This window comes from Ruegeria sp. CDSA033, assembly GCF_059612305.1.
On record NZ_JBXWQI010000002.1, the window covers coordinates 86,667 to 112,921 of the forward strand.

General features: G+C 57.8%; 26 protein-coding genes. 10 read left to right on the top strand and 16 right to left on the bottom strand.

Annotated features, from left to right (window positions below; genetic code table 11):
* Positions 1 to 66: 66 nt before the first annotated feature.
* Positions 67 to 504 carry a DMT family transporter gene (locus AC2FLA_RS03705; RefSeq protein ID WP_058275676.1) on the top strand — a complete coding sequence of 146 codons (438 nt, stop codon included), beginning with the start codon at positions 67 to 69 and terminating at the stop codon, positions 502 to 504.
* Here the strand turns inward: AC2FLA_RS03705 and AC2FLA_RS03710 are convergent.
* The 3 genes from AC2FLA_RS03710 to AC2FLA_RS03720 form a co-directional block, all read right to left on the bottom strand.
* Positions 488 to 1,174, bottom strand: a complete 687-nt coding sequence (locus tag AC2FLA_RS03710; RefSeq protein WP_496720608.1) for an ABC transporter ATP-binding protein — start codon at positions 1,172 to 1,174, stop codon at positions 488 to 490. The two genes, AC2FLA_RS03705 and AC2FLA_RS03710, sit on opposite strands and share 17 nt — an antisense overlap.
* A complete protein-coding gene (locus tag AC2FLA_RS03715) occupies positions 1,167 to 2,462 on the bottom strand; it encodes a lipoprotein-releasing ABC transporter permease subunit (protein WP_496720610.1) in 1,296 nt (431 codons plus the stop codon). The genes AC2FLA_RS03710 and AC2FLA_RS03715 overlap by 8 nt, the downstream gene beginning before the upstream one ends.
* Before the next feature lie 64 nt (positions 2,463 to 2,526).
* Complete coding sequence (locus tag AC2FLA_RS03720) at positions 2,527 to 2,892, bottom strand: hypothetical protein (RefSeq protein ID WP_496720612.1); 366 nt, start codon at positions 2,890 to 2,892, stop codon at positions 2,527 to 2,529.
* Positions 2,893 to 3,148: 256 nt separating this feature from the next.
* Between AC2FLA_RS03720 and AC2FLA_RS03725 the strand changes: the two genes are divergently transcribed.
* Complete coding sequence (locus AC2FLA_RS03725) at positions 3,149 to 3,610, top strand: hypothetical protein (RefSeq protein WP_496720614.1); 462 nt, start codon at positions 3,149 to 3,151, stop codon at positions 3,608 to 3,610.
* Here the strand turns inward: AC2FLA_RS03725 and AC2FLA_RS03730 are convergent.
* Together AC2FLA_RS03730 and proS are read right to left on the bottom strand one after the other, a co-directional pair.
* Complete coding sequence (locus tag AC2FLA_RS03730) at positions 3,607 to 4,518, bottom strand: glycosyltransferase family 2 protein (RefSeq protein ID WP_496720616.1); 912 nt, start codon at positions 4,516 to 4,518, stop codon at positions 3,607 to 3,609. The two genes, AC2FLA_RS03725 and AC2FLA_RS03730, sit on opposite strands and share 4 nt — an antisense overlap.
* Positions 4,502 to 5,842 carry a proline--tRNA ligase gene (proS, locus tag AC2FLA_RS03735; protein WP_496720618.1) on the bottom strand — a complete coding sequence of 447 codons (1,341 nt, stop codon included), beginning with the start codon at positions 5,840 to 5,842 and terminating at the stop codon, positions 4,502 to 4,504. The genes AC2FLA_RS03730 and proS overlap by 17 nt, the downstream gene beginning before the upstream one ends.
* 168 nt (positions 5,843 to 6,010) lie before the next feature.
* Between proS and AC2FLA_RS03740 the strand changes: the two genes are divergently transcribed.
* From AC2FLA_RS03740 to AC2FLA_RS03760, 5 genes are all read left to right on the top strand, one after another.
* The gene (locus AC2FLA_RS03740; protein WP_496720620.1) at positions 6,011 to 7,375 is read left to right on the top strand and encodes an FAD-dependent oxidoreductase; all 1,365 of its coding nucleotides are present in this window, start codon (positions 6,011 to 6,013) and stop codon (positions 7,373 to 7,375) included.
* The gene (locus tag AC2FLA_RS03745; protein ID WP_496720622.1) at positions 7,375 to 8,349 is read left to right on the top strand and encodes an isopenicillin N synthase family dioxygenase; all 975 of its coding nucleotides are present in this window, start codon (positions 7,375 to 7,377) and stop codon (positions 8,347 to 8,349) included. The genes AC2FLA_RS03740 and AC2FLA_RS03745 overlap by 1 nt, the downstream gene beginning before the upstream one ends.
* Positions 8,350 to 8,439: 90 nt before the next feature.
* Complete coding sequence (locus AC2FLA_RS03750; protein WP_496720624.1) at positions 8,440 to 9,513, top strand: AI-2E family transporter; 1,074 nt, start codon at positions 8,440 to 8,442, stop codon at positions 9,511 to 9,513.
* A 1-nt stretch (position 9,514) separates the two neighbouring features.
* Positions 9,515 to 10,204: an HdaA/DnaA family protein gene (locus tag AC2FLA_RS03755; protein ID WP_496720626.1), complete on the top strand. Its 690-nt coding sequence runs from the start codon at positions 9,515 to 9,517 to the stop codon at positions 10,202 to 10,204.
* A 49-nt stretch (positions 10,205 to 10,253) separates the two neighbouring features.
* On the top strand, positions 10,254 to 11,798 hold the full coding sequence (locus tag AC2FLA_RS03760; protein ID WP_282119090.1) for a Ppx/GppA family phosphatase: 1,545 nt from the start codon (positions 10,254 to 10,256) through the stop codon (positions 11,796 to 11,798).
* Between the two features lie 3 nt (positions 11,799 to 11,801).
* On the opposite strand, the gene AC2FLA_RS03765 is transcribed toward AC2FLA_RS03760, so the two are convergent.
* The 6 genes from AC2FLA_RS03765 to scpA form a co-directional block, all read right to left on the bottom strand.
* Complete coding sequence (locus tag AC2FLA_RS03765; RefSeq protein WP_496720628.1) at positions 11,802 to 12,176, bottom strand: FliH/SctL family protein; 375 nt, start codon at positions 12,174 to 12,176, stop codon at positions 11,802 to 11,804.
* A gap of 37 nt (positions 12,177 to 12,213) precedes the next feature.
* The gene (locus AC2FLA_RS03770) at positions 12,214 to 13,209 is read right to left on the bottom strand and encodes an endonuclease/exonuclease/phosphatase family protein (RefSeq protein WP_496720630.1); all 996 of its coding nucleotides are present in this window, start codon (positions 13,207 to 13,209) and stop codon (positions 12,214 to 12,216) included.
* Positions 13,210 to 13,212: 3 nt separating this feature from the next.
* Complete coding sequence (locus tag AC2FLA_RS03775) at positions 13,213 to 13,893, bottom strand: molecular chaperone DjiA (RefSeq protein WP_109313150.1); 681 nt, start codon at positions 13,891 to 13,893, stop codon at positions 13,213 to 13,215.
* Between the two features lie 9 nt (positions 13,894 to 13,902).
* Positions 13,903 to 14,427: a GNAT family N-acetyltransferase gene (locus AC2FLA_RS03780; RefSeq protein WP_496720632.1), complete on the bottom strand. Its 525-nt coding sequence runs from the start codon at positions 14,425 to 14,427 to the stop codon at positions 13,903 to 13,905.
* Positions 14,424 to 15,026, bottom strand: coding sequence for a VOC family protein (locus AC2FLA_RS03785; RefSeq protein WP_496720634.1), 603 nt, complete (start codon positions 15,024 to 15,026; stop codon positions 14,424 to 14,426). Before AC2FLA_RS03785 ends, AC2FLA_RS03780 begins: the two co-directional genes overlap by 4 nt.
* A gap of 104 nt (positions 15,027 to 15,130) precedes the next feature.
* Positions 15,131 to 17,257: a methylmalonyl-CoA mutase gene (scpA, locus tag AC2FLA_RS03790; protein ID WP_496720636.1), complete on the bottom strand. Its 2,127-nt coding sequence runs from the start codon at positions 17,255 to 17,257 to the stop codon at positions 15,131 to 15,133.
* Positions 17,258 to 17,425: 168 nt separating this feature from the next.
* On the opposite strand from scpA, the gene AC2FLA_RS03795 reads away from it, so the two are divergent.
* Entirely contained in the window at positions 17,426 to 17,872 is a 447-nt protein-coding gene (locus AC2FLA_RS03795) for a DUF4174 domain-containing protein (protein WP_282151663.1), read from the top strand.
* Positions 17,873 to 17,948: 76 nt separating this feature from the next.
* Here AC2FLA_RS03795 and AC2FLA_RS03800 read toward each other — a convergent pair whose 3' ends face one another.
* Both AC2FLA_RS03800 and AC2FLA_RS03805 read right to left on the bottom strand, forming a co-directional pair.
* The gene (locus AC2FLA_RS03800; RefSeq protein ID WP_496720638.1) at positions 17,949 to 19,994 is read right to left on the bottom strand and encodes an ATP-binding protein; all 2,046 of its coding nucleotides are present in this window, start codon (positions 19,992 to 19,994) and stop codon (positions 17,949 to 17,951) included.
* A gap of 117 nt (positions 19,995 to 20,111) precedes the next feature.
* Positions 20,112 to 20,315 carry a hypothetical protein gene (locus tag AC2FLA_RS03805; RefSeq protein WP_058275656.1) on the bottom strand — a complete coding sequence of 68 codons (204 nt, stop codon included), beginning with the start codon at positions 20,313 to 20,315 and terminating at the stop codon, positions 20,112 to 20,114.
* Positions 20,316 to 20,965: 650 nt separating this feature from the next.
* Here AC2FLA_RS03805 and AC2FLA_RS03810 point away from each other — a divergent pair.
* Positions 20,966 to 22,123, top strand: coding sequence for a DcaP family trimeric outer membrane transporter (locus AC2FLA_RS03810; RefSeq protein WP_496720640.1), 1,158 nt, complete (start codon positions 20,966 to 20,968; stop codon positions 22,121 to 22,123).
* Between the two features lie 86 nt (positions 22,124 to 22,209).
* Here AC2FLA_RS03810 and AC2FLA_RS03815 read toward each other — a convergent pair whose 3' ends face one another.
* The 3 genes from AC2FLA_RS03815 to AC2FLA_RS03825 all read right to left on the bottom strand — a co-directional run bounded on the left by AC2FLA_RS03815 (position 22,210) and on the right by AC2FLA_RS03825 (position 24,828).
* Positions 22,210 to 22,563, bottom strand: a complete 354-nt coding sequence (locus AC2FLA_RS03815) for a hypothetical protein (RefSeq protein WP_058276835.1) — start codon at positions 22,561 to 22,563, stop codon at positions 22,210 to 22,212.
* Between the two features lie 136 nt (positions 22,564 to 22,699).
* Positions 22,700 to 23,185, bottom strand: a complete 486-nt coding sequence (locus AC2FLA_RS03820; protein WP_282168867.1) for a DUF6497 family protein — start codon at positions 23,183 to 23,185, stop codon at positions 22,700 to 22,702.
* A gap of 110 nt (positions 23,186 to 23,295) precedes the next feature.
* Positions 23,296 to 24,828, bottom strand: coding sequence for an acyl-CoA carboxylase subunit beta (locus tag AC2FLA_RS03825; protein ID WP_109313344.1), 1,533 nt, complete (start codon positions 24,826 to 24,828; stop codon positions 23,296 to 23,298).
* A gap of 183 nt (positions 24,829 to 25,011) precedes the next feature.
* Here AC2FLA_RS03825 and AC2FLA_RS03830 point away from each other — a divergent pair, with 183 nt between their 5' ends.
* The gene (locus AC2FLA_RS03830; RefSeq protein WP_496720643.1) at positions 25,012 to 26,217 is read left to right on the top strand and encodes a multidrug effflux MFS transporter; all 1,206 of its coding nucleotides are present in this window, start codon (positions 25,012 to 25,014) and stop codon (positions 26,215 to 26,217) included.
* The last annotated feature ends 38 nt before the right edge of the window (positions 26,218 to 26,255 follow it).

Sequence of the window (26,255 nt, forward strand, 5' to 3'; positions counted from 1 at the left end):
TGCAGGCTTGCCCGCCGGGCGGCTTGGCGCAATGATCCAGATCAACGAAGCGGGAGGATACGGGCAATGACACAATACGCAGCCATTATGCTGGCGGCCGGGATCGGCGTTCCGATTCTGGCGGCTTTGAATGCCGCACTGGGCAAGCTGATCGGGTCCCCGACAACCGCCGGCGTAGTCCTGTTTGCCATCGCGTTCGTGGCGTCAGCCCTGGTCATGCTGCTGTTTCCAGGAATGGAAGCGCTATCCAAAGTGGCCCAAGCCCCGAAACACTTGTTGCTGGCCGGTGTTTTGATTGCGTTTTATGTTCTGTCGATCACGCATGTCGCCCCCCATTTCGGGGTCGGCAACGCAGTGTTCTTTGTTCTGCTGGGACAGCTGATCAGCACGGCGGCCATCGACCATTTTGGCCTGTTTGGTGCTCAGGTCACGCCGCTGACATGGATACGGGCCGGGGGCATCGCCGTGATGGCGGCCGGTGTCGCCATCACTCAACTGGCTTAAGAACGCCCGCCTCCAGCCGCAGTTTTCGGTCCATCCGCGCGGCCAGATCCATGTTATGCGTGGCAATCAACGCTGAAAGCCCTTCATCCCGAACCAGCGACATCAACGCACCAAATACCTGATCCGAGGTTTCGGGATCCAGGTTACCGGTCGGTTCATCCGCCAGCAAAACGCGTGGCTTGTTCGCCAAGGCCCGGCAAAACGCAACACGTTGCTGCTCGCCCCCCGATAAGGCGGCGGGGCGGTGATCGGCCCGTGCTGCAACGCCAACGCGGTCCAGCAGGGTCATCGACCTGTCCTGCGCTGCTTTGTCAGGTACACCGTTAGCCAGTTGCGGCAGGGTGATGTTTTCCAGCGCGGTAAACTCGGGCAACAAATGATGGAACTGGTATACGAACCCAACGTCCTGCCGCCTAAGCGCAGTACGGGTTCGATCCCCCCTGCCCGCTACATTCTGGCCCGCGATTTCGACCGTCCCCTCATCCGGTTTGTCCAGCAGTCCAGCAATGTGCAACAGTGTCGATTTGCCTGCCCCGGATGGCGCGACCATCGCCACGGCTTCGCCAGCACGCAATTCCAGATCGACACCGCGCAACACCTGCACCTCACCCGGAGTGCCTTTCAGATAGGTTTTGGTCAGACCGTTCAGCCGCATCGTCAGATCATTCATAGCGCAGCGCCTCAACCGGGTTCAGCCGCGCCGCGCGGCGGGCCGGGAAATAGGTGACGATGAATGACAGCCCCAACGACAGCCCAACTGCCTTGAGAACATCCGAAAGGTGCAACTCGGCGGGTAAGGAATAGATGCCGCGAATGGACGGATCCCAGACGCCGCCGCCCATGACGTAGTTCACGAATGAGAATATCGGGTCGATATAAATGGCAAACAGGCAGCCGAGGATCACTCCCATAGCGGTGCCGATGATACCTGTGAACGCACCGCAGATGAAAAAGACCCGCAGGATCGACCCTTCGCTCAGGCCAATGGTGCGTAGGATGCCAATATCGCGCCCCTTGTTTTTCACCAGCATGATTAAGCCCGACACGATGTTCATTGCCGCGATCAGGACGAGGATCGACAGGATGATGAACATCACGTTGTCCTCAACCTCAAGCGCACGCAGAAATCCGCCCGAAGCATCCCGCCACGTCCAGATCTGGCTGCGCCCGCCTGCGGCCTCGAGGATGGGGATCAGAACCGGGTTCATCGCTTCAGGCCGTTCGACCATCACTTCGATCTCGTCGGCCACACCGTCGCGGTCGAAAAAACTCTGAGCTTGCGTGAACGGCATGTAGACGCGGGTGCGGTCGATGTCATACCGCCCGGCCGAGAACACATAGACCACCTGATAAGCATTCACCCGAGGCGATGTCCCAAAGGCGGTTTTCACCCCATTGGGTGAGGTCAGCTTGACGGTGTCCCCGACCGTCGCCCCAATGCTGCGCGCCACACCTGACCCGATGGCAATCACATCCTCACCGTCCTGAAACTGTGCCAGATCACCAACGGCTTGTTCGCTTTGCGCGACGCCGGGCAGATCGCGCAAGTCGTCGGGGCGGATACCAAATACCTCGACTCCGCTGCTGCGGTCGCGATTGGTAATCAGGACCTGCCCTTTAACCAGCGGGGCCGCGCGTTCCACACCCGGAACCTGCGCGATCCGGCTGGTCATCTCTTCATATTCCGCGATTGTTCGATCAACGCGCCCCTGCGCATCAAACTCTCCGGCGGAGTACACAGTCACATGAGCGTTTGCGCCCAGAATCGTGCCGACGAATTCGGACCGAAATCCAGAACGGACTGCCAGAGTGGCAATCAGGGCAAAGACGGCCAGCGTGATCCCGATCAGGGAAATCCACGTCATGACGCTCACGCCACCTTCGGCACGGCGCGCGCGCAGGTAACGCCACGCGATTTTCCACTCAAATGGGGCAAAGGGCGGGGGTGTTCTGGCCATGCCTGCTCCGGTTATTTTGTTGTCGCGACCCTTTCGGCATTTCACCGGATGGTCAAGCCGGTTGTCAGCCGGTCAGCGTTGCCGCGCGGTTTAGCACCTCTTCGGCGCGCGGTCGGGTACAAATACCCCTGGTTTCCAACTCGGAAAACACACGATCCCGCAGATCGTCGAGCAACAGCGACAAGGCGCGGTTATGCAGACCCAACGTCAATGCAGCAGGATCATCCAGCATCGCCAACTGCGACGCCATTTCCTCGGGCGAATAGGTCGGCCAGAGCCCGATATTGCATTGCGCGTGGTCCTCGAACCACGGTGCATAGCCATCAGGCGATTCCAGGCAAAACGCATTCAGCAACATGAACTCGGACGGCCGCCTGCGCGATCCGAACAGCGCCTGAAGTTCAAGCAGGGGGAAGTCCCTTGAATACACGACGGTCGCGAAACTCAGCGCAGCGCGGACCCGTTCATCGTTTTGCTCGGTTTATCAGCAATTTCGGCGCGGTCAAATTCACTCTCAAAGCCTCGAAAATGCGAATCAGCGGGGGCACCGGTTAATCGGCCACTCGAATTTAAGGAGATCACCCGTCACTAAAATATACCACCGGTTGTGACGCTCTTCACAGACAGCCCGGTATTGTTTCAGCTATGAAGTTAATGTGAGCATGGCGAGGCAAACTGAACTCAAAATGCAACATTTGAAACGCAACTTTATTTCGCGTTTTGCTTATTTTTGGAAACTTTGTCACCCTGAATATGGGGGAATACATTTTTTAGAGCGGGGGTCGCTCATGTTTGTAAAGAGTAGTACGGAATTGTTGGACCCTATTTTGGTCCGAAACGCATCTTCAGAACTGGATTGTGAGACAGCAGCGCTGTTGCGTGCAACCATTCGCCCTGTTTTCGACGCCGCGGCAAGCTGGTCAAATTTGACCGACATCCTGAAAGACAAAGGGTACCTCTTGGCGTTCCGTCAGGGGCGGTTGTGCATTACGGATCGCGCAACCGATGAAAGGGTTTGCGGGATACGCTTTTTGGGGTTCGAATTCAAGGAACTGGTTAAACGTCTGGGCCGTCCGATTGTCGTGGCACGCGGCAACAGCGCGGATGGCGATATTCTGACGGAACGGCCGGAACCGCAGAGAAACTAAAAGTTTCGCCAGAACTGAGCCTTGCGGCGCAGCGTCTTTGTCAGGCTGTACAGCGCGGCACGTGCGATTGCGGGCTGCGACAGCGATTTCAGCAAGATTGCACCTGCAACCCGAACCGGCAGATGGCCTTGTTTGTACCATCCAATTCGCTGCGCGTCCGTGTATCTGGACAGATCGCAGAACTGACTATAATTCTTCAACCAACATGCGGCCATCTCGGCGCCAGCGGCGTCAGTGTCTGCTGACACCCCGCCAATCCGAAACAGTGAAATCGGGGTCTGCAGCCTCCGGCCGGAATGGCCAGACAGGATCATCCGCAGAACCATGTCGTAATCCGCGGCAGAACGGAACTGCAAGTCATGTCCACCCAGTTCCTGAAACAACGCCCGTTTCAGAACCATTGCATTGTGACCGAATGGCAGGCGCTGCAGGATGGATTTCAGAGTTAGTCGACGGGCGTGACGGCGGTTGCCCTCATCATCGAAAAAGACGGTTTCGCCATACACAAAGTCGGGCTTGTCCGACCCAATGGCATTTTGCACCCGAAGCAGACTCTCGGCGTCTGCAATCAGGTCGTCCGAGTTGAGAAACAGGACATACTCGCCAGTACAGCGCTCGACCGCTTGATTCATCGCGTCATACAGGCTTTTGTCCCCCTCGCAAAAATACCGCACCGGAATGGGATCGCCCGAGGCCGAGACCGTTTTAGTCGCATCTTTCAACAGGTCTTGTGTGCCGTCATCGGATTGACCGTCCCAGATGACGTGCTCGACGTTGCGAAACTTTTGGGACTGCACACTGTCCAGGGCGGCGAGGACTTGCTCCTCGCGCCCCGCTTCGATCAGGTTGCGTGTAACGGTGACAACTGAGATCAGCGGCCGATGATCCTGTTCAGACGATTTGCTCATAGATTTCGGCAACTTTCGTGACGGCCGCTTCGGGGCTCAACTCCTCGCTTTCGCCTGTGCGGCGGCAGGTCAGTTCAACCACTCCGTTTTTCAGACCGCGCGGGCCAACGGTGATGCGCCAGGGCAGACCGATCAGGTCCATGGTGGCGAACTTGCCCCCTGCCCGTTCCTTACGGTCATCATACAACGGGTCGAGGCCCAGCGCAGTCAACGCGCCGTAGATCTTGTTACAGGCGGCGTCGGCCTCGTCATCACCCTGTTTCAGGTTGACGATACCGCAATGGAACGGCGTCACGCCTTCGGGCCAGATGATGCCCTTGTCGTCATGGCTGGCCTCGATGATCGCGCCGATCAGGCGGCTGACGCCGATACCGTGGCTGCCCATATGAACGGGAGCGGGTTTGCCATCGGGGCCTTGAACAGTTGCGCCCATGGCTTCGGAGTACTTGGTGCCGAAGTAGAAGATCTGGCCAACCTCGATCCCGCGCGCCATGCGGCGGCGCTCTTCGGGGACTTGGTTGAACAGCGCCTCGTCATGGGTTTCATCCGTGCGCGCGTACTTCGAGGTGAACTCTTCGAGAATCGCCTGACACTGCTCGCGGCTGTCGTAGTCGATTTGACGATCACCGAAGGTCAGATCGGTGACTGCACTGTCATAGAACACCTCAGATTCACCGGTATCGGCCAGAACGAGAAACTCGTGCGTGTTGTCGCCACCGATGGGGCCAGAATCGGCGCGCATCGGGATGGCTTGCAGGCCCATGCGCTCATAGGTGCGCAGATAGGTGACCAGATGGCGGTTGTAGGCGTGCAGCGAGTCCTCTTTGGTCAGGTCAAAATTATAACCGTCCTTCATATAGAACTCGCGGCCCCGCATCACGCCAAAGCGGGGGCGGATTTCGTCTCGGAACTTCCACTGGATTTGGTACAGCGTCAGCGGCAAATCTTTGTAGCTGCTCACATGACCGCGGAAGATGTCGGTGACCAGCTCTTCGGCAGTCGGCGTGAACAGCATATCCCGGTCATGCCGGTCCTTCATGCGCAGCATTTCCTGACCGTAGTCATCATACCGTCCGGATTCGCGCCACAGGTCCGCCGACTGGATGATGGGCATCTGGATCGCGATGTGGCCAGCGCGCGCCTGCTCTTCGTGGATGATGTTTTCCAGCTTGCGCAGCACTTTGAAACCCAGCGGCAACCATGAATAAATTCCGGCAGCAGCTTGCTTGATCATCCCGGCGCGCAACATCAGCCGGTGGCTGACGATCTGAGCCTCGGAGGGGTTTTCCTTGAGAACGGGCAGAAAGTAACGGCTGAGGCGCATTGGTGAACCTTTAAAGGTGAATTTGGACTTCAAAGTTGCTTATGCCAAAGCCCCGCCGGGGGCAATCATGCATTGGTTATTTTGCGACCTCGGGCCGGTCGGTTTTTTGATTGACCCGCCAGTCAGGGTTTTCAATTGTGACTGAAATACCAATTCCAGGGGGCACCCATGCAAACCATTCAGGAACCCGCGCGTCAAATACCGGTTGTTCATCAAACAGACGTTCTTGTGGTCGGGTCAGGACCGGCAGGACTGGCCGCCGCGTTGGCCGCGGCCCGGGCCGGGGTCGAGGTGTCGCTTGTCGACCGCTTCGGCTGCATGGGTGGCAACATCACCGCCGTGGGCGTTGAGGGTTTCGCCTGGTATCGCCATGAACAGACGGTCGAAGCTGGCGGAATCGGCATGGAGTTCGAGACGCGCGCTAAGGACATGGGCGCCGCGGTGCCCGAAAGCCAGTCGCTGAGCTATGAGTTGGACAGCGAAGGTTTTAAGCTAGTGGCCGACAAGCTGGTTGAAGAGGCAGGCGTTCATCCGATGCTGCACCGGCAATTCGTCGCTCCGATCATGGAGGGAGACCGGATCACAGGCATCATCACCGAATCCAAAGCTGGGCGTGAAGCAATCCTGGCCAAGGTGGTGATCGACGCCACCGGCGACGCCGATGTAGCCCACCGCGCAGGCGCGCCAACCCACAAAACTGCCCGCGAAGACATGATGGCCGCCTCGGTCATGTTCCATCTGGCTGGTGTCGACAAGCGCGCCTTCATGGAGGGCGTCAAGGCCGACCCCCAAACCTACAAAGACTGGGGCGGCGGCGGTGAGTGGAATATCGAGACGAGCGGCAAAGAAGACGACATGTTTTCGCCCTTCGTCCACAAACCATTCCAACAGGCAATCGATCAAGGGCTTATCCCCCCGCATCTGAACACTATCGCCGGCACCTGGGGGGCAATGCATGACACGGGTGAGCTGACCTATATGAATCTCATCCACCTTGCCGAGATCGACGGCACGGACCCCGACAGTTTGACACGTGGCGAGATCGAAGGCCGTCGTCAGTCGATGCTGGCCATCGAAGCGCTGCGCCGGTTCATGCCAGGTTGTGAGAATGCTCGGTTGCGAAATTTCGGTATGACCATCGGCATCCGTGACACGCGCAAGATCGACGCAGCCTATAACATGACCGAAGATGATGCCCGCCATCAGGGCCGGTTCGAAGATACGATCGGCATCTACCCCGAATTCATCGACGGCTATGGCATCCTGATCCTGCCGACTACGGGACGGTACATGCAGGTCCCTTATCGCTCGATGCTGCCCAAAGGTGTCAAAGGGCTGCTGGTAGCGGGCCGTTCGCACGGTGCCGACAAGGTTGCCCATGCCGCGACGCGCAATATGGCTTGCTGCGCGGTCATGGGTCAGGGTGCAGGAATTGCCGCAGCCATGTCGCTGAAAAGCAATCAGGACCTGCACGAGATGAACCTCGCCCCTGTTCACACCGAGCTGGATCGGCAAGGAGTGAGGATTCACTGATGCAATCAATCCCGACGATCGACATCTCTCCACTGAAGGACACGGCCCATCCGGACCATGACGCAACCGTTCAGCGGATATTGGACGCCTGCACCGACATCGGCTTTCTCTCCATCACAGGCACTGGGGTTTCGCCTGACAACGTTAATCAGGTCCGCGCCAAGACGCGCGAGATCTTTGACATCGATGAACAGAGCAAGTGGGATCAGGCCATCACCCGCAACAACTATCGCGGATATATCCCCATGGGTTTCTTCACGCCCAATGATGGCTCGGGCAAAGCGGATAAATACGAAGGTTACAAGCTGCATTTCGAGGTTTCCGAGGACCACCCGGTTCGCGATGACTGCGCCCTTTATGGCCCGAACCTCTGGCCAGCGGAGGTACCGGGCGCGCGGGAAGTGATATTGGAGTATTGGTCGCAACTGGACCACGTAGCCGAACTGCTGCTGGGCGCGCTTGAAATCGGCTTGGGTCTGAAGCCCAACGTGCTGAAAGCGGCCTTTGCCACCCCGATGACAAACATGACGCTGTTGCACTATCCGCCGCAGGCCTCGGATGAGGAAGGCTTTGGCATTCATCCGCACAAGGACACGGATGCCCTGACCATCATCGCCCCCGACCCCGTCCGCGGGCTTGAGGTGCAGACCCGGGATGGCGGATGGATCACCCCGGATTGCCCTCCCGGCGGCTTTATCGTGAATATCGGCGACATGCTTGAGCTTTGGTCCGGCGGTCGGCTTAAATCCACTCCGCATCGGGTGGTCAATAAATCTGGCAAAGAACGCTATTCCTTCCCTTATTTCGCAGTTCCGCGTCATGACGTGGTCGTTGAACCGCTACTGCCGCCCCTGCCCGGCTTTGATCGACCGTCTGTTCATTGCGGACATTGGTCCGCCGAAATCTGGCGCACCAACTGGCCCGATGAAAATGCTACTGTCGATACGCCCGAGCTTGGGACTCTCAGCACATAACCCTTGGAAATCTCCATGGCATGAACCGCTTGCATCACGTGGCCGCTTACGCCAAGAACACCAGTAAGAGCCAAGAACAAGGGGACGAGCATGGCCTTGCCGGTAAAGGATCAACTCAGATACTGGGGCATTGCCGCTGTTATTTTTGTGCTTTTACTATGGGCACTTGGCGACGTTCTACTCCCTTTTGTAATTGGCGGCGCGATCGCCTATTTCCTTGATCCTGTCGCAGATCGACTGGAAAACCTGGGCCTGTCGCGCATGGCTGCGACCGGGATTATTACCGTCGTTGGCATCCTCAGCTTTGCCCTGATGATCCTGATGGTCGCGCCTGCGCTGATCACACAGTTGATCGAATTGGTCGAAGTTATGCCCAGCTTGTTCAAACAACTGCGCGGGTTTGTTGAACAACAGTTCCCGTCATTGCTGGACACGGAATCAAGCACGCACCAGTTCCTTGTCTCAATGGGCGAAACCCTAAAATCCAAGACCGGCGATGTGCTGCAGACCGTGGCTGCCTCATTGGGTTCGGCGATCAACGTTGTCGTTCTTTTGGTCATCGTCCCGGTCGTAACCGTTTACATGTTGCTGGACTGGGACCGTATGATTGCACGTATCGGAGACCTGTTGCCGCGCGACCACGCCCCAACGATCAAACGTCTGGCCGCCGATATCGACAGCGTTCTGGCGTCTTTCGTGCGGGGTATGGGGACCGTCTGCCTGATCCTTGGAACCTATTACGCCGTGGCATTGATGGCCGTCGGTCTGCAGTTCGGGCTGATCGTGGGCTTTATTGCCGGTCTAGTAACGTTCATCCCCTATCTCGGCGCCCTGATCGGCGGCACGCTGGCCATCGGTCTGGCGCTGTTCCAATTCTGGGGAGACTGGGCGCAGATCGGTCTGGTTGCCGGGATTTTTGCGCTGGGTCAGGTGGCCGAGGGCAACTTCCTGACGCCGAAACTGGTGGGTAACTCGGTAGGCCTGCACCCTGTATGGCTGCTGTTGGCGTTGTCTGTGTTCGGTGCCCTGTTCGGCTTTGTTGGTATGCTGATTGCCGTACCCGTTGCTGCCGCACTGGGCGTGCTGGCGCGGTACGCGACATCAGTCTATCTGGGCAGTCGCCTGTATACCGGCCTCGAAAGCGTGGATCAGGAAGACCTGTAAGATGGCCCTTCAGCTAAGCTTTGATCTTCCGGCCAAAACCGCGCTGGGGCGTGAGGATTTTTTCGTCTCTCCCGCGAATGCACTTGCAGTTGCAATGATCTCGGCCACGTCCTGGCCGGGCAACAAACTGGTCCTGAGCGGCCCTGCGGGTGCCGGCAAAACCCATCTGGCACATGTCTGGGCGGCGGAAACCGGTGGTCGGATCATTCAGGCCGCGGATGTGCGTCACGAAGACGTGCCGGATCTGGCACGCGCGCCTGTCGCGGTCGAAGACGTCCCGATGATCGCGGACAACTTAGAACAACAGAAAACACTGTTTCACCTCCACAATCTAGTGTTGGCCGAAGGCAACGCCCTTCTCATGACTGGACGGCTGGCCCCTAATTTCTGGCAACTTCCGCTGCCCGATCTCCAAAGCCGGATCGAGGGCGCGCATCACGTAGCGCTTGACCCGCCGGATGACGCATTGCTGGGTGCGGTTCTGGCCAAGCTGTTCGTGGATCGGCAGTTGAACCCCAGCCCCGAGGTTATCGCCTATCTGGTCAAACATATGGACCGGCGCTTTGAAACTGCCGCCAGTGTGGTGGCGCAACTGGACCAGCTTGCGCTATCGGAAAAGCGCGACATTACCCGCGCCTTGGCGGTGCGTGTTTTGAGCGCAGATTTGGATGATATCCAATCTGGGAATTGACCCACGCCGGGTCATCTCGCATTCTGCACGCGGAATATCTGGAAGAGACATGGATCAGACTGTCGTTACCGAAATCCCTGACTGGGGTCCGTTCGGAAAGCCCCTCTTTGATGACCCCCAAGCCCGAGCTCTGTCACGCGTGGGCGTGGTTGACGTCGGATCAAACTCAGTCCGGATGGTGATCTTTGACGGTGCCGCGCGCTCACCGGCTTATTTCTACAATGAAAAAGTGATGTGCGAGCTTGGCGCGGGCCTTTCGGACACGGGGCGGCTTAATCCGACGGGTCGCAAACGCGCTCTGGCCGCTTTGGGCCGGTTTGCCCAACTCTCCGATGACCTTGGTCTGCCTGGCCTGCATGTCGTCGCCACCGCAGCCGTGCGCGAGGCCGAGGATGGCCCCGAGTTTTGTGCCGAGGTCAAAGCCGAAACCGGCCTAACCGTATCGGTCATTAACGGCGATGAAGAGGCACGCCTGTCCGCGCAGGGTGTCCTGCTGGGATGGCCAGGTGCGTATGGGCTGATTTGCGATATTGGCGGGTCCTCAATGGAATTGGCCGAGATCGGAGACGGCGGTGTCGGCCGGCGCCTGACCTCGGCGCTGGGACCGCTGAAACTGCGCGATATCAAGGGTGGTCGGCGCGCGCGCAAGGCGCACATCAAGGCCACGATGGAGGATTTGCGCGATCAGATGGGGCCGCAACGGGACCGGTTGTTCCTAGTGGGCGGAAGCTGGCGGGCCTTTGCACGTCTGGACATGCTGCGTCGGGGTTATCCCCTGAACGTGCTGCATGAATATCGCATGACCACCAAGCAGGTGCGCGAGACCATTAAATTCATCGAAAAAGGTGACCCGGAAAAGCTGCGCAGCAAAGCCGGTGTGTCGGGATCACGGATGGCGTTGATCCCCTATGCGATGGATGTGCTGGCACGCTTGATCCGCACGTTCAAACCCAAGGATATCGCCATTTCCAGCTATGGTATCCGCGAAGGTCTGCTTTACGAACAGATGCCGCAAAACCTGCGGGACCGTGATCCGTTGATTGAGGCGAGCCGTTTCTCCGAAGCCAAGGACGCCCGCCTGCCCGGTTTCGGAAAACATCTGCTCGATTTCGTGATGCCGCTGTTCAAATCAGCCCCGCCCGCGCGCATCCGCCTGATAAAGGCGGCCTGTCTGTTGCACGACGTCAGCTGGCGCGCGCATCCTGACTATCGCGCCGAGGTCTGTTTCGACTACGTTACACGAGCCAATCTGGGCGGCTTGAAGCATTCGGAACGAGTCTATATCGGACTGGCCCTGCAGCACCGGTATCGTAACAAACGTGAGGGCAACCGGTTCACCGCACTGTACGAACTCCTAGACGAGAAAGACCAGAAACAGGCCGAGATTTTGGGAAAAGCCATGCGGTTTGGTGCCATGCTGTGGATGCAAAACGATGCGCCGATGGCGACTTTGAAGTTTTACCCCAAGAAGCAACAACTGGACCTGTTCCTGCCAACTGCCGCACGCCCCCTGTTCAACGAAGTGGCCGAGGCACGGCTAAAGTCACTCGGCAACGCTTTGAAATCCGAAACCCGCGTCATCATCCGGGACTAGATATCAAATCTCGGTTTCGCCCTCAGGCGGGCCTTCAGGGATCTCTGGCTGTATCTCTGGGTCCTGCGGCGGCTTTTTGCGGATAATTATATCGCCGTTAGGCAGGATCTCGGGTGCTTCATAGGCGCTCCAATCCTCAATCTCATCTGCCAGCTCGGCCAAAGCGGGCCCCATTTCCGCAATAAATGACTGCATTGCAGGGCCAAACTGTTCAGCGAGTCCCAGCAGTTCATCCAATGCAGGCTCCATCTCCTGGCGCAGGCCTTCAAAGAACAGTTCTGCCCCCTGCTCCATCAAGGATTTTTCCCCCTCTTCCTCGGCAGAGGCCGGAAGGGCCATAACAACGGTCAGCGCGCAGATTGGAATGAAACGTTTCATATCGAAAATATAGGGCAACTGAAACGCGGTTGAAAGATCACAGCTCGATATCCAGAGTGACAGGGAAATGGTCGGACGCGGTAAGCAATGCTTCATGTAGATCCTGGGCATCACGGCAAGCCGGATCGCGAAACGGATGCCATATGCGCCAATTCGGGCGACGATCCTTTAACCCATCGCTGATCATAATATAGTCCAACAACGCCTCAAGATACCCGCGATCTTGGGGTCGATAAAAGCGCGCGGTCGACGGGCGCTCACCCGGTTCTGACCCGAAGGCCGTATCCGCGTGGGGGTCAAACACCCCCGATTGCAGCAGGATTTCAACCGAAGAGCGACCGAACAGGTTTTCGAACTCGTCCAGCCCCGGACCATCGTTCAGATCGCCCATTAAGATCACCTGTTCATCAGCCGCCAGATGCGCCTTGATCCGCCTGCCCAGCCAGATCGCCTGAGCCAGCTGTTTTCGGCGATTGGCGATCGAGATGCGGATCGCCGCATCGCGGGTTTCCGCCCCATGAGGCGCCTTTGACTTCAGATGCGCGCCAATAAGACGGAACCGTTCGCCTGCCTTGGTTTCAACCGCCAATTCCATAGGCGGCTTGGAAAACTGCACCTGATCCTCGGTTGCGTCAATATCGAGGTCGATGTGAAACACCTGATCGAAACGCGGGGCCTGTTGGCCTCCATCTTTTGGATCATGTCGCACCGCCAGAACGCGCGGGTCGTACAACAAGGCCAGTTCTTGGTGCGTATCGTTGGCAAATCCCATAACGGCTTCGCTGGTGCGCAGATCGAAAGCCTCGGCAAAGTTCTGCAGCGCGCGGACCGTGTTCTGAGATTTCCCTGTGTTTGGTGCTTCGACAACCAGCACTGCGTCCGCATCGATCGCCGTCAAAACCTTGGCGATAGCCTCAATCTGCTGCGCTTTGGTGACATCATGGCGACCAGACCAACTGTCATCGGCGATCAGTTCGTCATGGCGGTCAAACAGATTGGCGAACCATTCAATATTGTAGGTCGCCAGGCGCATGCTTCAGGCCTGCGCGCCGTTGATTTCGTCCCAGGCGCGGTTGATGTCGATCATCTTCTTTTCTGCCAAACGTACGGCCTCTTCGGGAACTCCACGCGCCAACATCGCATCTGGGTGCGTTTCGCGCACAAGCTGTCGCCAAACCTTGCGAATATCGGGTAACGGCATGTCCCGTGGCACCCCAAGAACCGTGTAAGGATCATTGGGCGCATCAGGCACAAAACGGGCACGCAAGGCCATGAACTGCGCATCGGTCTGGCCGAAAATATGGCTGACCTCTTCCAGAAACTCGTTTTCGTTGGGGTGATAGAATCCGTCCGCCATGGCGATGTGGAACAACCCCTCCATCAGGTCGCACAGCGTGGTGCTGTCCTCAGAAAACATGCGCGCGATCTTGTGGGCATAGTCCTGATAGCCCGCAACATCCGTGCGGGCCATATTGAACACGCGCGCCGCGCCTTCCTCATCATCGCGGGCAATCTGGAACACGTCGCGAAACGCCGTGACCTCATCACGAGTCACCTGCCCGTCAGCCTTGGCCATTTTCGCGCCCAGTGCGATCACGGCGATGGTGAAGGCCACCGACCGTTCAGGTGGCGAGCGCAGCTTTTCAAAGACTGCAGTAAGGCTTTCACCCTGGGCAAGTGCGCTTAGCGCATCGGATATACGGATCCAGATCGACATGAGCGCACCCTAACGTCCCAAATCGGGACTGTCAGGTGCAACCAAACCGTCTGTGGCAAGAATTTTCTGCATCAGCACAAGGTCAAGACGTTTCCCCCACTTGAACCCAACCTCGGGCATGCGTCCGACTTCGACAAAGCCCAAGGCCGCGTGAAAAGAAACTGCCCCCGGATTTGCCGAAGAAATCCCCGCCACCAGTGCATAAGTTCCCTCTGCCCGGGCGGCGGCCTCAAGCGCCCGCATCAAAACGCGCCCCGTACCTTGTTCACGCGCATCAGTGGCCAGTTGGATCGTTAGCTCTCGGCACTGCGCGTATCCCGGACCGGATCGAAACGGACCATAGGTGGCAAACCCAAGAATCTGGTCGTCCTGTTCAGCCACAAGATAGGCCGGACCGCGCGCTTCGATGTCACGCGCAATGCTGTCTACACTGCGTTCGTCGGTTGTGAATGTTACCAGCGTGTCGCGGATGATTGCGTTGGTGATCGCAGCTATCTCTTTGGCGTCCGCAGCTTTGGCCTGCCTGATTTTCATTCCAACACGCGCTTTCCGTGCGGAGTTTCGAACTCTGCCCGCAATGCGGCCGGACCTGTGTCGAAAACCACAGCGCCCATTTCGCCTAGCAGCTTGGCTAGCTCCAGCGCGTCCGGGTGAAAAACCACCAACCGACGCAAACGGCAGCCGCTATCCTGCAGCATATTTGCCGGATGCAAATCTCCGTGCCACTGAATAAGCGCCGGGAACAGATTGTCGAAGGGCAGACGCCCGTTTGGCGGAACCGCCATTTGCCAGCGTAACGCCCCGCGGGCCAGGTCGATCGGGTGGCCCACCCCATCCGGAAACACGGTCAACGAGGCTGAAATGTCCGGCACCCGGCATATCCAGTTGGTAAGGCGCGGCGCACCCTTGAACCGGTCCAGATCAAACCATCTGGTTCTTTGCGGATTCGGTGCCTGTGGGTCAATCGCGATGGCCTCAAGATACAGGCCGTCTCGCAATCCTAACAGGCGGTTATATGTGCCAAACCTTTCATGCTTGCCGCCGTCCTGCAGCGGAACTCCCAATGCCTGTTCGACATGGGCAGACGCTTCTTCGAGCGTTTCGCCCGCAACCGCCAGATGATCCAGTAACACGCAGCGCCTCCCATGAAAAACGACCAGATCCTATCGGATCTGGTCGCATGTTTTCCTTAAAGGCGGTGGATCACAAGATTTTTCGACGAAAATCTTTGAAAGCCTCAGCCTTTCGCTTCACCGATCAGGCGCAGGATGTCCTGAGCGGCTTCTGGGATATTGGTGCCCGGGCCAAAGATCGCTTTAACGCCGTGATCATAGAGGAATTGATAATCCTGCTGCGGGATCACCCCGCCGCAGATAACAAGAATGTCCTCGGCACCGGCTTTCTTCAGCTCTTCCACCAGCTGCGGCGCCAATGTTTTGTGCCCCGCTGCCTGCGACGAAATACCGATGACGTGCACGTCGTTGTCCACGGCGTCCTGCGCGGCCTCTGCCGGGGTTTGGAACAGCGGGCCTACATCCACGTCAAACCCGATATCCGCAAAGGCGGTTGCGATCACCTTGGCACCGCGGTCATGCCCATCCTGCCCCATCTTGACCACCAGCAGGCGCGGGCGGCGGCCTTCAGCCTCAGCGAATTCCTCGATGGACTTCTGGATCGCGGCAAAACCTTCGTCGCCTTCGTATGCCGCGCCATAGACACCGGCCAGCGTTTTCACTTCGGCGCGGTGGCGACCGAATTCCTTTTCCATTGCCATGCTGATCTCTCCTACGGATGCACGGGCGCGGGCGGCCTCGACGGCGGCGGCCAGCAGATTTCCACCTTCACTGGCGGTCTTGGTCAGCGCGTCCAGCGCCGCCTGACAGGCGGCCTCGTCACGGGTGGCACGGATACGATCCAACCGCGCGACCTGAGCTTCGCGCACGGCGACGTTGTCGACGTCCAGAATGTCGATCGGGTCTTCTTGTTCCTTGCGGTACTTGTTGACACCGACGATGACCTCATCACCCCGGTCAATCATGGCCTGACGGCGGGCGGCGCTTTCCTCGATCCGCAGCTTGGGCATACCGCTGGCAACGGCCTTGGTCATGCCGCCCATTTCCTCAACCTCTTCCATCAAGGCCCAGGCTTTTTCGATCAACTCGTTGGTCAGGCTTTCGATGTAATACGAACCGGCCAGCGGATCGACCACATCGGTCACACCGGTTTCCTCTTGCAGAACCAACTGCGTATTCCGCGCGATGCGGGCCGAGAAATCTGTAGGCAGCGCAATCGCCTCATCCAGCGCGTTTGTGTGCAGGGACTGGGTACCGCCCAGAACCGCGCTCATCGCTTCATAAGCGGTGCGGATCACGTTGTTATAGGGGTCCTGCTCCTGCAGCGACACGCCCGAGGTCTGGCAGTGGGTGCGCAGCATCTTTGACCGCTCGGACTTTGCGCCAAAATCGGTCATCACCCGGTGCCACAGCGTACGCGCGGCGCGCAGCTTGGCGATTTCCATGAAGAAATTCATGCCGATAGCAAAGAAGAACGACAGACGCCCTGCAAACTTATCCACGTCCATCCCAGCCTGCGTCGCGGCGCGTACATACTCGCGCCCGTCAGCCAGCGTATAGGCTAGCTCTTGCACAAGGTTCGCCCCAGCCTCTTGCATGTGGTAGCCCGAGATCGAGATCGAGTTGAACTTGGGCATTTCATTCGACGTGAACTCAATGATGTCCGAGATGATCTTCATCGAAGGCTCGGGCGGGTAGATATAGGTGTTGCGCACCATGAACTCTTTCAGAATGTCATTCTGAATGGTGCCGGACAGGACGGATTTGTCATGCCCCTGCTCTTCGCCTGCAACAATGAAACTGGCCAGAATTGGAACCACCGCCCCGTTCATGGTCATCGAAACCGAGACCTTGTCCAACGGAATGCCATCGAACAGGATTTTCATGTCTTCGACGCTGTCGATGGCCACACCGGCCTTGCCCACGTCACCGACCACGCGCGGATGGTCGCTGTCATAACCGCGGTGAGTCGCCAGATCGAAAGCGACCGACACACCTTGCTGACCAGCCGCCAGATTGCGGCGATAGAACGCGTTCGATTCTTCGGCGGTCGAGAAGCCTGCATATTGGCGGATCGTCCACGGTCGGCCCGCATACATCGTCGCCTTCACGCCCCGCGTGAACGGCCCGAACCCCGGCATCGACCCCATATGCGGCAGTTCAGCGGTGTCTTCCTGCGTGTAAAGAGGTTTGACGTCGATACCTTCCAAAGTCTCTTTGGTCAGGTCGTCCAACGGGCGTCCGCGCAGCTCTTTCTCGGCCAGCGCTTGCCAGTCTTTCGTATCGGTCATTGCGTATTCCTTTTCTCAATTCGGGTCGCGAACAGGCATTGCCTGCGCGTTTTAACGTTCGGTGCCGCGCGTCGCGGCAGGTGTAAACGCGATATTTTGAAGCCTGCGTGCAATTCGCCGGTCGCATTCACCAGCGCAGAGGCTATATTCAAACGAACAGGAGGCCCTATGACACGAACGCTTGCCCTTGTTTTCTCGGCACTATTCCCGCTGGTCGCGATGGCGGCAGATGGGTCTGCGCCTGCCGATGAAGATTTTGTCCGCCCCGCTGGTGACAGCGAGCTGAGCGAATACTTATGGGTCAGTCGGCCCATCGTCGTCTTTGCCGATACCCCGGCCGATCCGCGTTTCCGGCAGCAAATCGACATGCTTCTGGAAGGCGAAGAGGCCATGCGCGACCGGGATGTGGTCGTGCTGACCGATACCGATCCGTCCGCCCGTTCTCCGATCCGGTCACAATTGCGCCCGCGCGGCTTCCAGATGGTGTTCGTCGACAAGGACGGCGTGGTCAAACTGCGCAAACCTTCGCCGTGGAGCACACGTGAAATCGGCCGTTCCATCGACAAAACGCCCCTGCGCGAACGTGAAATCCGCGAACGACGCGAGGGCGGCTGAGCGCTTTCGCCACGCCCAAAGCTCCCGGCGCGAACCGCCGGGAAACCATGGAGATATGGTGAAAACGCGATCATGATCACTCGAACTCGATGATCACGTCGTCCACGGCGAGGTTGTCGCCGGGGCCTGCGTTGACTTTGGACACGACACCCTTCTTCTCGGCGCGTAGGATGTTTTCCATCTTCATCGCCTCAACAGTGCACAGCGCCTGACCTTCCTGCACTTCCTGGCCCACTTCGACATCGATCTTCACGATCAGGCCGGGCATCGGGCAGAGCAGCATTTTCGAAGTATCCGGCGGCAGCTTTTCGGGCATCATACGCGCCAGCTCGGCCTGACGTGTCGTCCGGACATGGACCTTGAGGTCTGCACCCCGGTTGCGAATACGGAATCCGCCCGAGATTTTTCCGACTTTCAGAACCAGCGGGCTGCCATCGACGTCCAGCACCGCCAAGTGATCGCCCGGCGTCCAGTCCGAAGTGACCCGCATGGTGGTACCGTCCGAGAACGTCACGGTTGACCCATCGCGATCCGCATCAATCTCAACTGCATATTCCTGCCCTTGCAGAGTGACGACCCAATCAGAGCCGACCTTGCGTTCGTGATTGTCCATCCGACCAGAAACGCGGGTGCGGCGAATCTCGGCCACGCGGTGCATCGCAGCACAGGAGGCGGCTATGCGGCGCAAGTCGGCCTCGGGCAGTTCAACGCCTTCGAACCCGTCGGGATATTCCTCAGCGATAAAGGCCGTGGTCATGTCACCGCTGACGAATTTCGGATGGTCCATCACAGCCGACAGGAACGGCAGGTTGTGGCCAATGCCTTCGACCTCAAAGCTGTCCAGCGCTACGCGCATCGCCTCGATCGCCGCCTCGCGGGTCGGGGCCCAGGTGCACAGTTTGGCGATCATCGGGTCATAGTACATGCTGATCTCGCCGCCTTCGTAGACGCCGGTGTCGTTGCGCACGGCGGCTTCACCTTCGGGCGCTTCACCTTGCCATTTATCGTTCACCAACAGCGGACCAGAGGCAATCTCTTGCGGAGGACGATAGCGGGTCAGACGACCAATCGACGGCAGGAAGCCACGATACGGATCTTCGGCATACAGGCGGTTTTCGATGGCCCAGCCGGTCAGGGTCACGTCGTCCTGTGTGATTGACAGCTTTTCACCCGCCGCCACTCGGATCATCTGCTCAACCAGATCGACGCCGGTGATCAGTTCGGTGACCGGGTGTTCCACCTGAAGACGCGTGTTCATTTCCAGGAAGTAGAAGTTCTTTTCACCATCGACGATGAATTCAACCGTACCGGCGCTGGCATAGTCCACGGCCTTGGCCAGTGCCACGGCCTGCTCGCCCATCGCCTTACGGGTCGCTTCGTCCAGGAAAGGTGACGGTGCTTCTTCGACCACTTTCTGGTTCCGACGCTGGATCGAGCATTCACGCTCGCCCAGATAGATGCCGTTACCGTGGCTGTCGCATAGAACCTGAATCTCGATGTGACGCGGCTGGGTCACGAATTTTTCGATAAAGATCCGGTCATCACCAAACGAATTCGCGGCCTCGTTTTTGGACGACTGGAAGCCCTCGCGCGCCTCTTCATCATTCCACGCGATCCGCATGCCCTTTCCGCCTCCGCCGGCACTGGCCTTGATCATGACCGGGTAGCCGACTTCGTTGGAAATCTTGACGGCTTCTTCTGCGTCTTCGATCAGCCCCATGTAACCGGGAACGGTGGAAACACCGGCTTCTTGTGCGATCTTCTTCGAGGTGATCTTGTCGCCCATGCTTTCGATTGCCCGAACCGGTGGACCAACAAATGCAACGCCTTCGGCCTCAAGCGCCTCGGCGAATTTCGAGTTTTCCGACAGGAATCCATAACCAGGATGCACCGCCTGGGCCCCACTCTGGCGAATGGCATCCATGACCTTGTCGATCACGATATAGGACTGGTTCGCAGGCGGAGGGCCGATATGCACCGATTTATCCGCCATCGAAACATGCAAGGCGTTCTTGTCTGCGTCCGAATAAATGGCAACGGTGCCGATACCCATCTTGCGGGCTGTCTTGATGACCCGGCAGGCGATCTCGCCCCGGTTGGCGATCAGGATCTTGTTAAACATGGAACGTCCTTTGTCTTGATGTTCTGAGAACGCAAAACGCCGCCGCAGGGAACGTTCCCCACGACGGCGTGATGCGCGATGACGGTCGGGGCGACGCGCGCCCCGGAAAACCCGGTATTACCTACAGTTGTTTTGTGTCTTGCAGTACAAGACATTGCCTGCCGCGCCGACAACGGCACCGAACAACGGGTCCGCGCTGACGACAGCTGCTCCGACCGCACCTGCGCCGCCGCCAAGCAGCGCTTGTTCGCCCGTCGTGTCGCCACAGGCGGCAAGACCTGCACAGGTCGCCATTGCAAGAACGAGTTTCGAGATTCGCATGATATCTGCCCCTTTTGGATTCTTGATGCGTTCCGGGGCAGATGTCCGGTTTCGACCTTGTTATTCAATAACAGGCCGTCCTGAACAGAGATTTGCGCAGATTTGTGCCGCTTTACGCTTGGATGTTGCGCAAAGAAAAACGCGGGCAGGACTTTGTGAACATCACAAGCCTGCCCGCGGAAGGAAGGGGTACGGAATAGTAGGTGCTTGTGCGACGCAGGCAAAGTAGAGCCGCACGGCTTAGTCAGGTTGCTTGGCACAATCAAATGCGTAAACAAAGTATTGTTTCCGGTCAGGATTCCGGCTGGAAATCGCCCATTGGGCGAATGCGCGCGCAGATTCGCGCCGAGATCGGATGCAGTTTTGGGGGTGAAACGCGAGGCCAATGCCGTCACGTTGCTGTTACTTTTCCTCAGCAATTGGTCTGTTTCTGCGCCTGCAACATCACGGGTTGCGAAAAAGGGCGCCTGAATTTGTCTTTTCAAACGCAAAGGGTTAACCGATCTGTTCACCTTAAGGTGAAAACGGCCCGATAATTTTGCACGTTTCCTTGAGAAACCAGGAAATTCCCATCCCGTTCTCGTGATTTCCCTCAAGTTCTCTTGCGTGGAACGGTACCCGTGCACACTCGCACACAAGGAAATATCCACATGATTGCAAAGAGAAAAACGGCGTTGCTGCTTGCCGTGTCCGCGCTTGGCATGTCCGGCGCGGCTGCTTTCGCCCAAGACGCCCAGACGCAAACGGAACTTGATGCCCTGCGTGCCCGTGTCGAAGCCCTCGAGGCCGCAAATCCCGGCGCTGGCACTGGCGATCTTCGAATCGGAAACACCACTCTTGATGTTTATGGGTACGTTAAGGCTGATTTCTTCTACGACACCGACTTTGAACTGGGCGATCTTGCCGATGCGACCCGAATTGGCGAGCCAGCAAACGCCACCAGCGGCACCTTTGGGGCCACCGTGCGCCAATCGCGCATCGGGCTTCGGACCAATACGCCGTCTGCCATCGGCGATATTGCGGGCCAGCTGGAACTGGACCTGTTCTCCGGCGGGACGGATGGGCCTGCTGAACTGCGCCTGCGCCACGCCAATATCCGTATTGGTGACAACTGGTTGATCGGTCAATTCTGGACCAACTTCCAGCCGTTGGACACCTATCCCACGACCGTTGAATTCAACGGCCCCGTTGGCATTCCTTTCGCTCGCGTCCCTCAGGTGCGCTATACGAACACGCTGGGCTCGAACACAACCTTTGCGGTGGCGATCGAGGAAAACGTTGGCGGCTCGGATTCGAATGACCCCGTCCTGACCGGCTCCATCGAATACAACAACGGTACCTACCTGGCCCGAGCCTCGGCTTTGTATGGTAAGGCCCAATCCAGCGCGGTCGAAGTGGATCAGACCGGCTATACCCTCTCGGCTGGCATCCGGCCCTGGCAAGGCGGTCTGTTTCAGGTCAACTATGTCGACGGCGAGGCTTTGGGCCCCTACCTGATCGCTGCCGGTGACGCCATCGTCAACGGACAGGCCAATGACGTGGATGGATTTACCGTGGAATTCCGCCAGGAACTGAGCCCCAAATGGAACGTCGGCATCGCTTATGGGCAAGAGAATTACGACCTGCCGACCTCGACCGGGACCCTGTCCTTTACCGAGGTTGAAACGATCCACGTGAACGCCTTTTACAAAGCGACCGACAATCTGACGCTTAGCGCCGAATACTTCTATGGTGAGCGGAACGATGCACCGACCGGACGCACCTTTGACAGCAACCGCATTCAGTTGGCGGCGCAGCTGAACTTCTGACCACAAACACCAACCCTGCCCCGACACGGGCAGGGTTTTGGGCCGGGAATGCCCCAAGGTGCTATGTGCGACAGCGGATTGCACGATCAGCGCACCCCGTCAAAAATTTCGGGGAAGGAAATCCGGCCCACATTCGGATCAATGACCAAAAGCGCGTCGTAACTAGCCGGATCAAACGGATCTTCGGCCGGAATGACTTCGCGTTCGAACAGCCAGCAAAGACGGCCAGCATCCAAATTGCCCCTCTCAAACGGTTGGTCGCCAAAATGCGCCCACAGGGCTTCCATAAAAGCCGCATCCGCGCGCTTATCCGCGGGTTTACGATCTCGAAACCGCTCGCGGCGGGTCAGGGGCGTCACGCCTTTGGGATTGGCCCGACGAATAATGAACTGAAAGTCAGTTCCCGGCAGGCGCCCGGGAAATCCGCGATGTTTCAGCATGGTTCCACCTCAGTTGCACAAGGGGTCATGGGGATCAGATATTCACATCCGTCACAGGATGATGTCATGGTGCGCACCTCCAAAGCCGCGTAGCTGTTCAGAAATGCCCTGACGGGATGAATAGCGCGATTCATGGTCAAAGCCCCTCCCAGATACACCGGGACTGTTCCAGCCGGTAGGCTTCAAAGAACTGCGTGGCATCAGGGGATGTACGGCCGAATTCGATGGGCCGGTCAGACAGGGAAATGACCACCCGGGCAGCGTCCAGTTCGTATTTAGCCACATAAGTAACCGCAAGCGTCTGGCACAGATGTTCCATGTCGACCGAGGCGATATCGTACCCGATCCGGCCAATGTCCGAACCGATCTTGGGCGCAATAAAGCGAAACCGCACCCAAAGCTCACCGGGGTTATTGTCCAGCAGAACGTCGCTCAGGTGCACTGGCTGTCCGGACGGGACCGGCAACAGGTTTTCGGAATCAGCCAGAACTGGGACCGCAAAAACCGACAGTACAACAGCTAAGGCGCGATCCCGGACCCGCCACAGGCGAGCTCCTCTCTCCGGGATCGCGCGCGCCTGGCTTTCGGCCCGCGCTGTTCTATGTCTTATTGGGCAACTCATTAGCAGTTGTGGCCTCAAAGTCAATTTTGCACCCAAGTAATCTGCCCTGACCGTTTGTCCGAGACGCTGTCCAAACCGTTTTGGCCGGGCAGATTTCCTGGCATATCCCCTCAAAGAGGGATGTTGTCGTGCTTTTTCCACGGGTTTTTCACGTGCTTGTTCCGCAAGCTGGCAAAGGCCCGCGAAACGCGACGGCGGGTCGATTGAGGCATGATCACCTCATCGATAAAGCCACGCTCAGCCGCGACAAACGGGTTCGCAAACCTGTCCTCATAATCCTGCGTGTGCTGCACAATTTTCTCGGCATCGCCCAGATCGGCACGGTGAATGATCTCGGTCGCGCCCTTTGCGCCCATCACCGCGATTTCGGCTGTAGGCCAGGCATAGTTGAAGTCACCGCGCAGGTGCTTGGACGCCATAACATCATAGGCACCACCATAAGCCTTACGGGTGATGACGGTAACTTTTGGCACCGTGGCTTCACCGTAGGCAAACAACAGCTTGGCGCCGTGCTTGATCACTCCGCCATATTCCTGTGACGTCCCCGGCAGGAATCCAGGTACATCCACCAGCGTCAGGATCGGAATTTCGAAGCAATCGCAGAACCGCACAAACCGCGCGGCCTTGCGCGAGCTGTCGATGTCCAGACAACCGGCCAAAATCATCGGCTGATTGGCTACAACGCCCACTGTCTGCCCTTCAAGCCGGATGAACCCAGTGATGATGTTTTTGGCAAAATCCTCCTGAATTTCGTAGAAATCACCCTCATCCGCCACTTTGGTGATGAGTTCCTTCATGTCGTACGGCGTATTAGGGTTGTCGGGGATCAATGTATCCAGCGAGGTTTCCAGACGGTCGGGTTCGTCAAAGAACGGGCGCACAGGCGGCTTTTCGCGGTTGTTGAGCGGCAGGAAATCAACCAAACGCCGCACCTCGGCCAGTGCTTCAACGTCGTTCTCAAACGCTCCGTCAGCAACCGAGGATTTCTTGGTATGGGTCGACGCCCCACCCAGTTCCTCGGCGGTAACCACTTCGTTTGTGACCGTCTTGACCACGTCGGGGCCGGTCACAAACATGTACGAGGTGTCTTTGACCATGAAGATAAAGTCTGTCATCGCCGGGCTGTAGACTGCGCCACCAGCACAGGGCCCCATGATCACGCTAATCTGCGGAACCACGCCTGACGCCATGATGTTGCGCTGGAACACCTCGGCATAACCAGCCAGCGACGCCACGCCTTCCTGAATTCGCGCCCCGCCCGAGTCGTTAATGCCAATCACCGGTGCACCGTTCTGAACGGCCATATCCATGATCTTGCAGATCTTCTGAGCATGGGTTTCCGAAAGCGAGCCGCCAAAGACTGTAAAGTCCTGGCTGAACACATAAACCATGCGACCATTGATCGTACCCCAGCCAGTAACGACACCGTCACCCGCTGGCCTTTGCTTCTCCATCCCGAAATCGGTGCACCGATGGCTGACAAACATGTCAAATTCTTCAAAGCTGCCTTCATCCAGCAACAGTTCAACCCGTTCGCGCGCAGTCAGTTTGCCGCGCGAGTGCTGTGCGTCGATGCGCTTTTGTCCACCACCCAGCCGCGCGTTGTCGCGACGGTCTTCAAGTTCGGAAAGGATGTCTTTCATAACGATGATCCCCTGTAAAATCTGGCCGGACACTATACGCAGATGCCGCGAGACCAAAGTATCTTTCGGCAAATTTGCAAATCTTATCCAATCATCTTGGTGAATATTGTAAATTTGCTAATTTTGACTCTCAAAACGCATGATGGATGGCATTCCTATCCGTGGTGATTATACACGTGAACCATGCAGTTTAGTTCTTCGTCGGCGCATCGCTCGCCTCCAAAAATTACCACGCTGGTTTTGCTGTCCGGATTGTCCGCGCTCAGCCTCAATCTGTTTTTGCCAAGCTTGCCCAATATGGCCCTGCACTTTCAGGCCGACTACAAGGTCATGCAACTGTCGATCGCACTGTATTTGCTGGTCAATGCAGTGCTTCAGATCCTGATTGGACCAATTGCCGACAAGGCAGGGCGCCGCCCCGTTCTACTTTGGGGGTTGGCTCTTTTTTTAGTTGCTACGCTTGGGTGCATCTATGCCCCCAACATTCAGGTCTTTCTTGTCTTCCGGATGTGTCAGGCCATCATCGTGGTCGGGATGGTTCTCAGCCGTGCGGCGGTTCGCGACCTTTATGATCAGGACCAGGCCGCATCGATGATCGGTTACGTCACGATGGGCATGGCCATCGTTCCTATGATCGGACCCGCGATCGGCGGCCTGCTAGAGGAGAGCTTTGGCTGGAAAGCCAACTTCTGGCTGCCCTTTGCTCTTGGCGTCATGACACTGATATTAACTTATTCAGATTTTGGCGAAACCTCAGCCAAGAGCGGCAAAACACTGGTTCAACAATTCCGGGAATACCCCGAACTGCTGGGTTCCCCGCGATTCTGGGGCTATTCGCTGTCATCAGCACTGTCGTCTGGTGCCTTCTTTGCCTATCTGGGCGGCGCTCCCTTTATCGGCACCGAACTATTCGGCCTCAGCGCCGCCGAGGTCGGCATCTACTTTGGCGCCCCAGCCGTTGGGTACTTTTTTGGTAACTTCTTCAGCGGTCGCTATTCCGTTCACTTCGGCGTCAATCGAATGGTACTTTGGGGCTGCTGGCTGAACGCAGCAGGCGTTGCAATGTCCGCCATCTTGTTTCTGACCGGTTTCGGAACGGCGCTCAGCTTTTTCGGCTTCATGACTTTTGTCGGCATTGGAAACGGCATGACGATTCCCAACGCAACTTCCGGCGCGCTTTCGGTGCGACCGCATCTGGCCGCCACTGCATCCGGGCTGAGTGGCGCCATCATGTTGGGCGGCGGTGCGGGCCTCAGCGCGCTTGCAGGAGCCTTGCTAACCCACGAAACCGGTGCAATGCCCCTGCTCTGGCTAATGCTGGCAACTTCGGTCCTTGCGGTCTGTGCAATTTTGTCCGTCATTCGACGCGAACGGAAATTGGGCCTTTGAATGGCTTGCCTATGACGGTTTGCAAAGTTAGCTTGCCG

Coding starts and splice junctions, on each gene's coding strand:
- AC2FLA_RS03705 (WP_058275676.1), top strand. CDS start 67: ATGACACAATACGCAGCCATTATGCTGGCGGCCGGGATCGGCGTTCCG.
- AC2FLA_RS03710 (WP_496720608.1), bottom strand. CDS start 1,174: ATGAATGATCTGACGATGCGGCTGAACGGTCTGACCAAAACCTATCTG.
- AC2FLA_RS03715 (WP_496720610.1), bottom strand. CDS start 2,462: ATGGCCAGAACACCCCCGCCCTTTGCCCCATTTGAGTGGAAAATCGCG.
- AC2FLA_RS03725 (WP_496720614.1), top strand. CDS start 3,149: ATGCAACATTTGAAACGCAACTTTATTTCGCGTTTTGCTTATTTTTGG.
- AC2FLA_RS03730 (WP_496720616.1), bottom strand. CDS start 4,518: ATGAGCAAATCGTCTGAACAGGATCATCGGCCGCTGATCTCAGTTGTC.
- proS (WP_496720618.1), bottom strand. CDS start 5,842: ATGCGCCTCAGCCGTTACTTTCTGCCCGTTCTCAAGGAAAACCCCTCC.
- AC2FLA_RS03740 (WP_496720620.1), top strand. CDS start 6,011: ATGCAAACCATTCAGGAACCCGCGCGTCAAATACCGGTTGTTCATCAA.
- AC2FLA_RS03745 (WP_496720622.1), top strand. CDS start 7,375: ATGCAATCAATCCCGACGATCGACATCTCTCCACTGAAGGACACGGCC.
- AC2FLA_RS03750 (WP_496720624.1), top strand. CDS start 8,440: ATGGCCTTGCCGGTAAAGGATCAACTCAGATACTGGGGCATTGCCGCT.
- AC2FLA_RS03755 (WP_496720626.1), top strand. CDS start 9,515: ATGGCCCTTCAGCTAAGCTTTGATCTTCCGGCCAAAACCGCGCTGGGG.
- AC2FLA_RS03760 (WP_282119090.1), top strand. CDS start 10,254: ATGGATCAGACTGTCGTTACCGAAATCCCTGACTGGGGTCCGTTCGGA.
- AC2FLA_RS03765 (WP_496720628.1), bottom strand. CDS start 12,176: ATGAAACGTTTCATTCCAATCTGCGCGCTGACCGTTGTTATGGCCCTT.
- AC2FLA_RS03770 (WP_496720630.1), bottom strand. CDS start 13,209: ATGCGCCTGGCGACCTACAATATTGAATGGTTCGCCAATCTGTTTGAC.
- AC2FLA_RS03775 (WP_109313150.1), bottom strand. CDS start 13,893: ATGTCGATCTGGATCCGTATATCCGATGCGCTAAGCGCACTTGCCCAG.
- AC2FLA_RS03780 (WP_496720632.1), bottom strand. CDS start 14,427: ATGAAAATCAGGCAGGCCAAAGCTGCGGACGCCAAAGAGATAGCTGCG.
- scpA (WP_496720636.1), bottom strand. CDS start 17,257: ATGACCGATACGAAAGACTGGCAAGCGCTGGCCGAGAAAGAGCTGCGC.
- AC2FLA_RS03795 (WP_282151663.1), top strand. CDS start 17,426: ATGACACGAACGCTTGCCCTTGTTTTCTCGGCACTATTCCCGCTGGTC.
- AC2FLA_RS03800 (WP_496720638.1), bottom strand. CDS start 19,994: ATGTTTAACAAGATCCTGATCGCCAACCGGGGCGAGATCGCCTGCCGG.
- AC2FLA_RS03805 (WP_058275656.1), bottom strand. CDS start 20,315: ATGCGAATCTCGAAACTCGTTCTTGCAATGGCGACCTGTGCAGGTCTT.
- AC2FLA_RS03810 (WP_496720640.1), top strand. CDS start 20,966: ATGATTGCAAAGAGAAAAACGGCGTTGCTGCTTGCCGTGTCCGCGCTT.
- AC2FLA_RS03815 (WP_058276835.1), bottom strand. CDS start 22,563: ATGCTGAAACATCGCGGATTTCCCGGGCGCCTGCCGGGAACTGACTTT.
- AC2FLA_RS03820 (WP_282168867.1), bottom strand. CDS start 23,185: ATGAGTTGCCCAATAAGACATAGAACAGCGCGGGCCGAAAGCCAGGCG.
- AC2FLA_RS03825 (WP_109313344.1), bottom strand. CDS start 24,828: ATGAAAGACATCCTTTCCGAACTTGAAGACCGTCGCGACAACGCGCGG.
- AC2FLA_RS03830 (WP_496720643.1), top strand. CDS start 25,012: ATGCAGTTTAGTTCTTCGTCGGCGCATCGCTCGCCTCCAAAAATTACC.